This is a genomic window from Terrisporobacter mayombei, from assembly GCF_020748465.1.
In the GTDB taxonomy this organism is placed as follows: domain Bacteria; phylum Bacillota; class Clostridia; order Peptostreptococcales; family Peptostreptococcaceae; genus Terrisporobacter; species Terrisporobacter mayombei.
Genome location: NZ_JAHZMP010000008.1, coordinates 19236 through 33098, shown reverse-complemented (window position 1 = coordinate 33098; position 13863 = coordinate 19236). Strand labels below are relative to the sequence as shown.

At 28.6% G+C, this 13863-nt stretch carries 15 protein-coding genes; all 15 read right to left on the bottom strand.

The window, feature by feature from the left end:
• Positions 1-48: 48 nt before the first annotated feature.
• Entirely contained in the window at positions 49-1338 is a 1290-nt protein-coding gene (locus K0039_RS17645; RefSeq protein WP_228106386.1) for an adenylosuccinate synthase, read from the bottom strand.
• Positions 1339-1461: 123 nt separating this feature from the next.
• Entirely contained in the window at positions 1462-1767 is a 306-nt protein-coding gene (locus tag K0039_RS17640) for a hypothetical protein (protein ID WP_228106385.1), read from the bottom strand.
• Between the two features lie 244 nt (positions 1768-2011).
• Complete coding sequence (gene dnaB / locus K0039_RS17635) at positions 2012-3340, bottom strand: replicative DNA helicase (protein WP_228106384.1); 1329 nt, start codon at positions 3338-3340, stop codon at positions 2012-2014.
• A 22-nt stretch (positions 3341-3362) separates the two neighbouring features.
• On the bottom strand, positions 3363-3812 hold the full coding sequence (gene rplI / locus K0039_RS17630) for a 50S ribosomal protein L9 (protein WP_228106383.1): 450 nt from the start codon (positions 3810-3812) through the stop codon (positions 3363-3365).
• Positions 3813-5807: a DHH family phosphoesterase gene (locus K0039_RS17625; protein ID WP_228106382.1), complete on the bottom strand. Its 1995-nt coding sequence runs from the start codon at positions 5805-5807 to the stop codon at positions 3813-3815. It abuts the gene before it with no gap.
• A gap of 10 nt (positions 5808-5817) precedes the next feature.
• The gene (locus K0039_RS17620; RefSeq protein WP_228106381.1) at positions 5818-6768 is read right to left on the bottom strand and encodes a DUF2232 domain-containing protein; all 951 of its coding nucleotides are present in this window, start codon (positions 6766-6768) and stop codon (positions 5818-5820) included.
• A 6-nt stretch (positions 6769-6774) separates the two neighbouring features.
• Entirely contained in the window at positions 6775-7095 is a 321-nt protein-coding gene (locus K0039_RS17615) for a MazG-like family protein (protein ID WP_228106380.1), read from the bottom strand.
• Positions 7096-7342: 247 nt separating this feature from the next.
• Positions 7343-7570, bottom strand: a complete 228-nt coding sequence (rpsR, locus tag K0039_RS17610; protein ID WP_018590090.1) for a 30S ribosomal protein S18 — start codon at positions 7568-7570, stop codon at positions 7343-7345.
• 18 nt (positions 7571-7588) lie between these two features.
• Positions 7589-8041 (bottom strand): single-stranded DNA-binding protein, encoded by a 453-nt coding sequence (gene ssb / locus K0039_RS17605; RefSeq protein WP_018590089.1) that lies wholly within the window; start codon positions 8039-8041, stop codon positions 7589-7591.
• A 42-nt stretch (positions 8042-8083) separates the two neighbouring features.
• A complete protein-coding gene (gene rpsF, locus K0039_RS17600) occupies positions 8084-8362 on the bottom strand; it encodes a 30S ribosomal protein S6 (protein WP_228106379.1) in 279 nt (92 codons plus the stop codon).
• Between the two features lie 369 nt (positions 8363-8731).
• Positions 8732-9952: an aminotransferase-like domain-containing protein gene (locus K0039_RS17595; RefSeq protein WP_228106378.1), complete on the bottom strand. Its 1221-nt coding sequence runs from the start codon at positions 9950-9952 to the stop codon at positions 8732-8734.
• A 79-nt stretch (positions 9953-10031) separates the two neighbouring features.
• On the bottom strand, positions 10032-10217 hold the full coding sequence (locus K0039_RS17590) for a DUF951 domain-containing protein (RefSeq protein WP_228106377.1): 186 nt from the start codon (positions 10215-10217) through the stop codon (positions 10032-10034).
• A 451-nt stretch (positions 10218-10668) separates the two neighbouring features.
• Positions 10669-11961 (bottom strand): helix-turn-helix domain-containing protein, encoded by a 1293-nt coding sequence (locus K0039_RS17585; RefSeq protein ID WP_228106376.1) that lies wholly within the window; start codon positions 11959-11961, stop codon positions 10669-10671.
• Between the two features lie 245 nt (positions 11962-12206).
• Positions 12207-13076 carry a ParB/RepB/Spo0J family partition protein gene (locus tag K0039_RS17580; protein WP_228106375.1) on the bottom strand — a complete coding sequence of 290 codons (870 nt, stop codon included), beginning with the start codon at positions 13074-13076 and terminating at the stop codon, positions 12207-12209.
• Between the two features lies 1 nt (position 13077).
• On the bottom strand, positions 13078-13851 hold the full coding sequence (locus K0039_RS17575) for a ParA family protein (protein WP_228106374.1): 774 nt from the start codon (positions 13849-13851) through the stop codon (positions 13078-13080).
• Between the last annotated feature and the right edge of the window lie 12 nt (positions 13852-13863).

The following is a 13863-nucleotide window of genomic DNA, read 5'->3' as shown; positions in this document are numbered from 1 at the left end:
AAAGAGAAAACTTCTGACAGTTTTCTCCTTTTTGTTTCATGTGAAACTTTATGCAAATATATTTTTCCTTATTATTGTTTGAGTTCTGTTTGGTCCAACAGATACTAAATCTATGTTAACATCTATTAATTCTTCTATTCTAGCTACATATTTCTTAGCATTCTCTGGAAGGTCATCAAAGTTTTCAACCTTCGTTATATCTTCATGCCATCCATCTAATTCTTCGTACACTGGCTCACATTTTGCTAAATCTTCTAATGAAGCTGGGAAGTTATTTATTATTTCATCTCCCATTTTGTAAGCAGTACATATTTTAATTTTATCAAATCCTGTTAATACGTCTAATAACATGAATGATATACTAGTTAATCCATTTACCCTAGCTGCGTATTTTACTATAACAGCATCGAACCAACCACATCTTCTAGCTCTTCCTGTAACTGTTCCAAATTCATGACCTTGAGTTCTTATTTTATCTCCAGTTTCATCATGTAACTCAGTTACAAAAGGACCTTCTCCAACTCTTGTTGTATAAGCTTTTACTATCCCGACAACGTCTTTTATCATATTTGGACCTACACCAGCACCTACTGCAAATCCACCCGATATAGGATGTGAAGATGTTACAAATGGGTATGTTCCAAGATCTAAATCAAGTAATGTACCTTGAGCACCTTCAAATAATACTTTTTTATTAGCTTTTATTGCATCATAAACTATTACAGTTGTATCATCCACAAATGGTCTCATTTTTTCTGCATATACAATAAATTCATTGTATACTTCATCAAAATCAAACATAGCTTCTTTTTCATATACACCTGTAACTATCTTGTTCTTTGCTTCTATTTGAAGTTTTAATTTTTTAGCAAAAACTTCTTTATTCATTAAGTCACAAACTCTTATTCCTGATCTTTCTGTTTTATCCATATAGCAAGGACCGATACCTTTTTTAGTTGTTCCTATTTTGTTATCTCCTCTTGCTTCTTCTGCTAATCCATCTAATTCTTTATGGTAAGGAAATACTATGTGAGCTCTATCACTTATTTTGATATTTTTAGTACTTATTCCATTACTTTCAAGCATTTCTATTTCTTCAAAGAAACCTTTTGGATCAAATACTATACCATTTCCTATTACGTTTATAGTGTTTGGGTTTAATATTCCTGATGGTATTAATCTTAATGCAAATTTCTTTCCATCTACTACTAATGTATGACCTGCATTATTTCCACCTTGTCCTCTTATTACTACATCAGCTTGAGTAGCAAGAAAATCAATCACTTTTCCTTTTCCCTCATCGCCCCATTGAGAACCAACAACTGCTACTGTTTTCATTTATTTCACCTCTATTATCTATATATTAAATTTCATAAAATCTAATATATAATTTATTTTCAACTTATTATCGAACACTTACGTTATATATTTTAACAAATATTCGTTTTGGTTTCAACTTTTTTAATTTTTAATTACTTTTAATATGTATCTTTCTATTTCTTCTAAGCTTTTTCCATTAATAATATTATCCCTTTTTTCAATAAATATATCATTAAATTTCTCAACTTCATCTAAATCCTTACCCGTAAAGACTTTTTCTATAGATCCTGTCATTGTATTTATCATATATATGTTATATTGATTCTTTTCTTCCATTAAATAAATTACTATTGTTTCTTTTAATTCATTATCCACTATCCTAAACAAATTACTTTCTTTATTAACAATTCCCATATCTGGATATACAAAAAACATTTCTATTTTCATTTTATTATTCTCCATATCGACTTATTTTTGGGCATAAATATGAGTTGTTTAAAAGATACTCCTATCTTATAAACAACCCTTTCATTAAGTTTTACACATATTTATTTAGTTATTCACATTTATCCACATACTATTTGTGGATACTGTGTATAACATTTCATTGTATAGACTACATTTAATACTATCTTTTCATATTTATCCACATTTTTCTCAAATATAGAAAGGTTGTTCTGTGGATATATGTTTATATTTCTCTAACTTTGTCGGCAAATTTTTGTACTTGGCCAAACCATACTAATTCTACATTACCCGTTTCACCATGTCTATTTTTTGCAATTATAACTTCACCTATATTTTTCTTTTCAGAATCGTCATGATAGTATTCATCTCTGTATAAAAACATAACTATATCTGCATCCTGCTCTATAGACCCAGACTCTCTTAAATCTGATAATATAGGCCTATGGTCTTTTCTAAGTTCTGGAGAACGAGATAGCTGTGAAAGAGCAACCACAGGACAATCTAGTTCCTTAGCTAATATCTTTAAAGATCTAGAAATCTTAGCTATTTCTTGTTGTCTGTTTTCATTTTTGCCCTCTCCCTCCATCAATTGAAGGTAATCTATTAGGATTAAATCTAATCCCTTTTCTATTTTTAATCTTCTACATTTTGATCTTATTTCTGATATTTTTATACCAGGAGTATCATCTATGAAAATATTAGCTTCTGATAATACTGCCATAGCATCTATTATTCTTGGCCAATCTGATTCTCCAAGGGAACCAGTTTTTATTTTACTTAACTCCACATTAGATTGTGCAGATAACATACGTTGAACTAGCTGTTCCTTAGACATCTCTAAACTAAATACTGCCACAGATGCATCACCTTTTAATGCAGCATTTTGAACAAGGTTTAGTGAGAATGCTGTTTTTCCCATGGCAGGTCTTGCTGCTAGCAGAATTAAATCTGTTCTTTGAAGTCCATTTATTTTTTTATTTAAATCTGTAAATCCAGTAGTTATTCCTGTAACATCACTTTTTTGCGTACACAACCTTTCAATCATATCAAAGGTATCTTGTAGAACTAAGTTTATTGGTTGAATATCATCACCAGATTTTTCTTGAGATATATCAAATATACTTTTTTCTGCCTGATCTAATATTTCCTGAACATCTGTAGAAGCATCATATCCTAAGTTTATAATCTCATTAGACGCCTTTATAAGCTGTCTCATAACAGATTTTTCTTTCACTATGTTGGCGTAATACTTTACATTTGATGTCGTTGGGACTATTGTTGAAAGGCTTGTTAGATAACTAATACCTCCAACATTATCTAAATGACCTTCTTTTCTTAATTCCTCTATTAATGTTATCAAATCTATTGGTTCATTATTGCTATTTAACTTTAACATAGACTCATATATTATTTTGTGAGCTTCTTTATAAAAATCACCAGGATTTATGGTTTCTGCCACAGTTATAATCGCGTCTTTATCAAGGATAATAGAACCTAATATTGATTGCTCTGATTCCACACTATGTGGAGGAATTCTACTTATATCCTCCATTATTATCACCTCAACCTAGTGCTTATTGTTTTTCTTTAACATCTACTCTTATCTTTGTAGTAACTTTTTGATGTATTTTTATTTCAACAAATCTTGAACCTAATACTCTAATTGGCTCATCAAGCGAAATTTTTCTCTTATCCACTTCTACATTATGTTGTTTCTTTAATTGTTCTGCTACATCTTTAGAAGTTATTGATCCAAATAATCTTCCAGCATCACCAGCTTTAGAATATATAGTTACAGCCATGTCTTCCATTTTCTTTCCTAATTCAACAGCTTCTTCGTATTCTTTTTGAGCTTTTAATTCTTTTGATTTATTCTTTTCATTTAACTCTTTTACATTTGTGTTGTCAGCAACTACTGCCATTTTTTTAGGTAATAAAAAGTTTTTTGCATATCCATCACTTACTTCTTTAACTTCTCCTTTTTTACCTGTTCCTTTAACATCTTTTAATAATATTACTTTCATTTAGTCTTCCTCCCTTAAGTATTGTTCAATTATTTCATGTACTTTCATGTAAGCTTCCTTAATAGATACTCCCTCCAGTTGAGCACCGGCTATATCCATGTGTCCGCCTCCACCTAGCTTTTCCATTAAAACATGTACATTTATCTTTCCTAATGACCTTGCACTTATGAATACAGTTCCATCCTTTTCACCAAGTACAAATGATGCCTCTATTTTTTTTACTGTCAATAATTCATCTGCAGCCTGAGCAATAACCACATTAATATTTTCAGACTGTATTTTTGAATAAGATATACATATTCTATTATCAATAATACGAGTATTACTTATAATTTCTGCCTTTGCTTTAAAATCTTCCACATTTGATCTAAATAGTTTCTTAACTTCTGTAGTGTCTGCTCCTGCCTTCTTTAAATAAGAAGCTGCCTCAAAAGTTCTTACTCCTGTTTTAAATGCAAAGAATTTTGTATCTAAACTTATTCCTGCAAGAAGTCCTTCTGCTGTAAGTTTATTTATTTTAACATCATCCTCTAAATATTGGACAACTTCTGTTACCATTTCACAAGTAGACGATACATAGATTTCATGGAATGATAAAACAGTATCCTGAATAGACTCAACACCTTTTCTATGGTGATCTATTACAGCTATTTTTTTACTTATTCCCAATAATTCTTCGCATTCTGTATAACTAGGTCTATGAGTATCAACTACAACTACCAATGTATCTCTAGTACAATTTTTTATCGCCTCTTCTTTACTTATAAATAAATCCTTATAATACTCGCATTTGTTCAATCTACTTACAAATTCATCTATAGATTCATTAACAGTGTCCAGTACTATATATGTTTCTTTTTTCAAAGATTTACATATGTCATATATCCCAACTGCTGCTCCCATAGCATCTAAATCAGGATATTTGTGACCCATTATATAAATAGTTTTACTTTGAGATACTATTTCTTTTAATGCATGACCTATTAGCCTAGATTTAACTTTTGTTGTCTTTTCAACTGCCTTAGATTTTCCACCATAAAACTCAAACTTATCTTTTGTTTTTACAATAGCTTGATCTCCACCTCTACCTAATGCTAAGTCCAAAGCTCCTGTTGCAAGCTTAATATTTTCATAAATGGAGTCTCCACTTCTTCCAACACCTATACTTATGGTTACAGGAAGTGTATTTCCATAATCAATATCTCTTATTGTATCTAATATGGTAAATTTATTTTCTTGAAGTTTAGATAAACCTTTTTGATTAGTTATAATTATGTATTTATCCTTCGATGTTCTTTTTACCGCTGCTTGTAAAGATGTTTCCAAGCCAGATAGTATTCTCTCTAGTTCTACAGAAATTAAAGATCTCTTATCCTCATCAGCGCTCTTTAATACTTCATCGTATCCATCTACCTGAATTAACATTATGATATTTTTTTCTTCCTCATATTTTTGAGAAAGAGCTAAATATGCTGTTTTATCTATCCAATAAAGCATCATTAAATATTTCACTTGATCATCTTGTTCATTTTTTATAACATTATAAACAACTGTATACTCTCTATCTTTGTAGCTTACCTCAGTATACATTTCTTTATTTTCATTTAATACTTTTCTTAAATTAAGATTTTTAACTATATTATCAATATTTTCGCCAAGCAAATCTGGCGACTGTGTCATATCATAAAACTTCTTATTATACCATGATATATTTCCATCAAATTCGAGAATACAAAGAGGTATAGGTAGATTCATTATAGCCTTTTTGGTTGTTTCATCAATATCTAAAGATAAAGTTTCAATATATCTATTCCACTCTTTTTTTCTAAAATTAGCAATTCTCCAATTATGAAATACTATATAAATAAAACCAAAGAAAAACAAACATCCTATATACAAATTATAGAAAATTAGGATTAAACTTGTTATTCCAATAATTAATATATATATATTTATTTCTGGCATATTTATTTTAAAACTTGATTTACTCCTCATTTCTATCCTCCTATATAGATTTATAAGCTCTCACATTTCTAAAGTCTAATATGCTATCTATCATACCTATAAAAGAAATTCCGGTCATTCCAAGTATACCTACACACATTGCACTAATAAATACTTTTTTATCTATACCATTTTTTAGCCATTTTTTTATGAAATAGATAGATACAGATATTCCTTGTATTATAAACATAAAATTAAATACCATTTGCAGATTTAAGAATATTGCATCTGTATATAATGGTGTTTCTATATAAGACAGGCCTAACATTAATAGATATAATACAAACGAAATAACTATAGCATTTCCCGGTAAATAAAAATTTCTAAATTTTATTTCTACTAAATCTCCATATTTCATTTTTTTAAGAACATATATTTCAACAAAATATACAATTATTGATAAAATCATCCCTCTAAAAAATAATATGGTCGGTATTATATTTCTAAATGTATCTATAATATTTTCTGTATTTAACAATTCATTGTTACTTATAGATTGTAACAAACTTTTTTGTGCTTCTATACTTTTATTGAATACTTGAATCATCTCATCCAATATATCAACTCCAAAAGCATATTTTGATATAATGTAATGTACTACTATAGAAAGTATAAATACTATAGAACCTACAAAAATTGGTTCATATTTATTGCTATCTTGTTTACTTAAAACTTTTTTAGCTATAATACCTATAATTGTCCCCGGTACAATACTGTTTATAAATATATCAACTGCATTTATAGGTTTATTTAAAAATATTAAAGCCAAAAATGTAATTATTAGTGATATTATATTATTTTTAATATTTGATAATGTTCCGATTAATGCAAAAGGTATCGGTATTAATAATAATAGTAAACTTAATTGAGGAACATTTAAGCTTATCAATATTAATATTATAGCTAAAATGACTATCGGTAATACCCTTGATAGTCTTAAATATTTATTCAATTTATATCACTCCCTATTGTCCATGTATTTTTCCAATTTTGACAAATCTCCAAACCAGGTTTCTATACTGTGTTCTTCCTTTATTCCTTCTTTCGCTTTTTCTTTTATTTTATGATCTATTTCATCAAAACTAATGCCTAATCTTTTTCCTAAAAGATATAACAACATAATTATATTAGCTATTGCATTTTGAAGTCCATCGTCAATAGGTTTTACGCCCTTGAATATTAGATTGAACAGGCTACTTATACTCATTAGTATTTCATTTTTTATCCATTCTATTATTTTCACATTTTTTGTAATATCAGAACCTTTTTCTATTCGCACAATCTTCCCCCTCCTCAATATATAAACATTATATCATAATTTGCAAGGTAACATACAATGAAAAAAGGAGGGCTTCTACCTTCCTTTTCATAATAATATTATTAAATTATTTATATTTATAATTTCCCAAGTAATAATTTAATATTTTATTTCTATCATGTTTCCAAAATATTGAAAGCTATTTTTCTTGTTTCCTTAAGACTAATAAAAAAGCCCACCATTGATGAATCAATGGAAGGCATTTTTATTAGTCTAATGTATATGGTAAAAGTGCTATATTTCTAGCTCTCTTTATTGCTACTGTTAATTCTCTTTGATGTTTAGCACATGTTCCTGATATTCTTCTTGGTAATATTTTACCTCTTTCAGTTACATATTTTTGTAATCTTTGAGTGTTTTTGTAGTCTATTCTAGCGTCTTTAGAAGCACAGAATTGACAAACTTTTCTTTTCTTACGTCTTTTTTTGTTTATCATTTAGAGTCCCCTCCTTTTCTAAAATGGTATTTCGTCATCATCTATTGCTTGGAAACCATTTGGATCTAATCCTTGTGGTGCCTCGAAATTTGGTTCGAAAGTCGGTTGCGAACCTTGATGACCTTCTCCGTATGGGTTTTCAGATCTATTTTTATTGCTCTCTAAAGCTTGTACTGAATTAGCACTTACTTTAGTAAAAGTTCTATTTTCTCCAGATTGTGTTTGATATCTATCAACTCTTAAAGTTCCTTGAACTGCAACTAATCTACCTTTTGAGATATAATTTGCACAAAAGTCAGCTGCTTTTCCCATCACTTCAACAGGAATAAAGTCTGTTTCTTTAGTTCCATCTTTTTTAGTATAGTTTCTATCTATAGCTATTGTAAAGTTAGCAACAGGTGTTCCACTTCCAGGTATATATCTTAATTCTGGATCCTTAGTTAATCTACCAACTAATACTACATGGTTCATAAAAGCACCATCCTATTCATAATAAAACTAGTTAAATGCTAATTAAGCACAAACTATCATATGTCTTATTACGTTTTCGTTTATTTTTAAGTTTCTGTCTAATTCTTTTGGAAGATCAGCAGAAGCTTTGAAGTTTACTAACACATAGAAACCTTCTGTGAACTTAGCTATTGGGTAAGCTAATTTCTTGTTTCCCCAAGTGTCAACTTTTTCAACTTCACCATTAACTGAGATTACTTCTTGTATTTTGTTCATTACAGCTTCTCTAACTTCATCTTCAGCGTTTGGTCTTACAACGTAAACTAATTCATAATTTTTCATTAAATTTCACCTCCCTTTGGACTTAACGGCTCCACTTTTGCAGAGCAGAGAAATGAGAATAAATTCTCATACTTATGTATTTTATCACTTATAATAAGCTATGTCAAACTATTTATACCTAATTTTACTTTGTATATTTTATAATAATTTTTATATTATTTGAGAATTTTATTGAATTTATTCAATCTATGTATATTTTTATTACTTCTGATAAATAATAAAAGTATATATAGCCCCCATAACTTAAATATATTTCATCCCAATCTCCCAAATGGATAGCTTAATAGCTATCCATTTTAAATTGAAAACGGACAAAGAAAACCTTTGCCCGTTTTTTAGTATTCACCTATTTTATAAGTTTTATACAAATTATTTGTTAGTAGCTAACTCTTTTTCATCATTCTTAGCTAATTCTTCTCTTAATACTTCTCCCATTCTCTTTATACCTTCTACTATTTTTTCTTCAGGCATATTTGAATAGTTAAGTCTACAAGTATTGTATACTCCACCATTTGGATAGAATGACTCACCTGGAACGTATGCTACATTTTTCTCTAAGCATTTTTTAGCCATTTCTCCAGCATTAATTCCCTTAGGGAATGTAACCCAAGTGAATAGTCCTCCTTGTGGGTGTGTAAACTCAACACTATCTGGGAATTCTTCTTTCATAGTTTGTAACATTATATCTCTACGCTTAACATAACATGCTTTTATTTTTTCAACATGCTCGTCTAAGTCATAAATATCCATAAATTTACTTACTTCCATTTGACTTATTGTAGATGCTTGTAAGTCAGCTCCTTGCTTACAAATATTAAATTTAGCTAGTATTTCTGGAGCAGCACAAGTCCATCCTAGTCTATATCCTGGACAGAATATTTTTGAGAAAGTTCCTAGATAAAGTACTAATCCCTTAGTATCTAATGATTTTAGAGATGGTAAACTTTCTCCATCAAATCTTAACTCCCCATATGGATTGTCTTCTATTACAGGTATTTCATATTTATTTACTATTTCCATAAATTTAAGACGTCTTTCTAATGGCCATGTTCTACCTGATGGATTTTGGAAATCTGGTATTACATAAATCATTTTAACTTTGTCATTTGAAGCTAAAACTTTTTCTAAGTCTTCCATCATCATACCATCATTATCAGTGTCAATTTCAATAAACTCTGGCTCATATGCTTTCATTGCATTTAGTGCACCCATATAAGATGGACTTTCGCATAAAATTACATCACCTTTGTCTATAAATGTCTTTCCAGAAAAATCAAGACCTTGTTGAGATCCACTAGTTATTAATATATCATCTGGACCTACATTAGTTTTTAGTGTGTTGTTCATTCTTGCTGCAATTTTTTGTCTTAATGGAAGATAACCTTCAGTTGATGTATATTGTAATGCTGTTCTTCCTTGCTCTTCTAATACTGCAACTGATACCTTTTTCATTTCTTCCACTGGAAATAATTCTGGAGCAGGCATTCCACCTGCAAAAGATATTACCTCTGGTCTAGCTGTAAGTTTTAATAACTCACGTATAGCTGACCCTTCAATTTTGCTCATTCTGTCTGCAAATCTAACTGCCATGTTAAAGCACCCCCTATATATTACCTAATGATCTATATAAATTTTATTAGGTTACTACAACTGTTTAACTAAAGCCTTCCTATTTATTTACAATTTTCTTTACTCTTTTTTCTAGAGTTTGTCTATCTAACATAATCAATCTTTTACAGTTAGTACATTTAATCTTTATATCCATTCCTACTCTAACTATTTCAAATTGTTTACATCCACAAGCATGTTGTTTTTTTAATTCTACTATGTCACCTAAATTAAGATCCATTGGCATAAACAATCAACCTCCTAACTAATTTAGATTTTGCTTTTGTTGCATTACTTTTTATGATATTTAATAAGTCCCCAAACACATTAAACACCATTCTTTGTTTTATATTTTCAGTTGAAAATCAATAGATACAACACCACTTTTTATAATAAATATTTTAAGAAGTAGTATTAATATGAGCCTTAATAATTACTTTGTCTTAATTATTTTAGTCGATTGAAATGAATTAAGACTGATAATACTATTTATTTTAATAAAATTATTTAACTTTATTGCTTCAGTCTTTAAATAAAAAATCTTTTATTTATTCTATATAGATATAATTATAGTGAGAAATTACTTCGATATCATAATTATACCAATTGAGAATACAAATGTAAATTTGTTATTATCATATTTTAAATAATCACAACAATAAAAAGCTTTTCCATAGCAATATTTAATATATTAAATGTTATATAATATCTAGTTCTTTATACATAATAACGCCTTTTTGGTAATATTCTAATTCTCTTTCTTTTGATATACTAGAATATAACTTACCTAATTCAATATATAAGCTAGCTAGTATTTTCTTACTTTCTAAGCCTTTTGCAATATCTATACACTTGTTTAAATAATCTATTGATGTTTCTATTTCATCCTTATTCTTATACATATCAGAATAGAATTTTAATGATTTATACTCATAGTACTTATCTTTATTTTTAATAGATGAAACTAGAGCTAATTTACAATATCTTTGAGCCATATCATATTCGCCTCTTTTTACATAAGAATCAATCATATTAAACAAACTTTCCATCATATATTGGTTTTCATCTCTCTTTGTAATATCGTATACTTTTTGAGAGTATTCTAAGTGCTTATCTATATCTCCCATTTCTGAATAAATTTTACTCATAGACAGGTATATTTTAGCCAACCTATTTTTATTTTCTTCTTTTTCTATTATTTCTAATGCCTTGTTAAAGCATTCTTTAGATTCTGAAAATTTACCAATCTTTAGTAAGTTTTTAGCTTTTAATACTAAAATATTGACCTCTTCTTTTATGCAATCTTCATTATCTATTCTATCTATTTTTTCCATAAACTCTAATGATTTCTGTGGTTGATTCAATTTCATATAACACTCAGAAATTTTACTGTATAACTCCTTGTATATGTCTGCATCTTCTATGTTACTTTCGTCTAGAACCTCTTTTGCAAACATAAAATGAGTTAAAGCTCCCTTATAGAATTCATCTATCATATATATATTTCCTATATTAACATAACAATTGTATATATCATCTTTATCTTCATTTTTTATAAAATAATATAGTGCTTTTTCGTAATAATATACTGCACAAGTGTAATCTCCTTTTTTGCAATTAATCTCCGCTAATAGGTTATTACATTTACCGTAATTTTCATTCAACTTGTACTCTTTACATATATCTATAATTTCTTTTATTTGCTCTTCTGCTTTTTCTAGTTCATCACATTTAATATAAATTTCACTTTTTAGTACAAGATTATCTGTTATTTTTTTAGATTGCATCTCTTTTGTTTCTAGCAAATAATCTACACTTACTCCTAATTTATTCGACAAATATTCCAACAACTCATAACTTGTATGTGATTTGTCTCTTTCAATATGGCTTATTTGAGCCGCTGTGATTCTGTCTCCAGCCAATTCTTTTAATGTCATATTTTGTTCTTTTCTAAGCTTTTTAATTTTTTCCCCTAAACTTAATATATTCATTTATTATTTACTCCCCTCCTTTTTTAAGTTATTATCATTTTATAATATAATTATAACTTATATTTACATTAAAAACATCATTAAAATATTCCTTTTTCTAATTATATTTTTTGTGTATAAATATTTAATATTATAAAAAAACACATTAAATATTAAAATTTCACTATAAGTTTTTTCATAAAACTTATAATTTTTTAGCATACAAAAAGAAGGTATAAATTTAATTAATACCTTCTTTATATTTATTAATCTTCATCCATCATCATGGACAAGATGTCATTCAAGTCTTCTTCATTATTGTATACTATTTCTATTTTACCTTTTTTCTTACCCTTTGATATATTTACCTGTGTTCCAAATATGTTAGAAAGTTTTTCTTCCGCATCAACTATATAAATATCTTTTTGTTTCTTTTGGGATTTCTTAACCTCTTTGTTAGAAATAATTTTTTTAGCTATTTCTTCTACTACTCTAACAGATAAATCCTCTTTAACTATTCTATTAGCTATTTCTAATTGCTGATTATGATTTTCTATTCTGAGCAATGCTTTTCCATGACCTGGTGTTATTTCTCCATTTTCAATCATCTTAATTACTTTTTTTTGTAAATTTAGTAATCTTAAAGTATTGGTAATGTGAGGGCGACTTTTTCCAACTGCTTCTGATAACCCTTCTTGAGTGACCCTATAATTGTCAATTAAACTTTTATAGGCTAAAGCTTCTTCTATAGCATTTAAATCTTCCCTTTGTAAATTTTCTATAAGTGCAATTTCCATTATATCTTTAACTGGTATATCCTTAATTACTGCTGGTATTTCTTCTTTTCCTGCCATAATAGATGCTCTGTATCTTCTTTCACCTGCTATAATCATATAATTATTCTCATCTGTAGGCTTTAAAACTATTGGTTGTAGCACCCCCACATTTTTTATGGAATCAGACAAGGCTTTTATTCTGTCTTCATCAAATTCTTTTCTTGGTTGGTTTTTGTTGGGTCGTATATTGCTTAATTTTACTTGTACAATCTCTTTTTTATCAACCTCTTCATTTATTTCAGGGATTAAAGCGCTAAGACCTTTTCCTAATCTTTTACTTCTTCTAGGTGTATTATCCATACTATATTACATCCTCCTCTAATTCGATAAATTCTTCCGCTAACTCTTTATATGCTAATGTTCCCCTACATTTTGAATCATAATAAATCACCGGTTTTCCATAGCTTGGTGCCTCAGCAAGTCTTACATTTCTAGGAATTAATGTAGTGTATACACTCCCTTTGAAGTATTTTTTTACTTCTTCAACAACTTGAATAGATAAATTTGCTCTTCCATCAAACATACTAAGAACTACACCCTGTATTTCAATCTTAGGATTCAATCTCTTTTTTACTAATTTATAGGTTGACATCAGTTGACTTACACCTTCTAATGCATAGTACTCACATTGTATAGGTATTAAAACACTATCAACTGCAGTCAATGAGTTTATAGTAAGCATGCCTAAAGAAGGAGGACAGTCTATAAAAATATAGTCATATTCATCTTTGATTTTGTCTATACTATCTTTTAACTTATACTCTCTATCGCTTTCATTTGCCAACTCTATTTCTGCTCCAGCCAACTCACTAGCTGATGCTACAATATGTATATTATCAAATTCTGTGTAAATAATAGCTTCTCTTATATCTAAACCATCTATTATAACTTCATATATAGTATTTTCTACAGTATTTTTATCAATTCCATAACCACTAGTGGTATTCCCTTGGGGATCCATGTCTAAAACTAATACTTTTTTCCCTAATTGTCCTAAACTTGCACTTAAGTTAACATTAGTTGTCGTCTTTCCTACTCCACCTTTTTGGTTAAAAATTGCTACAGATTTTCCCATAAAGATTTCCCC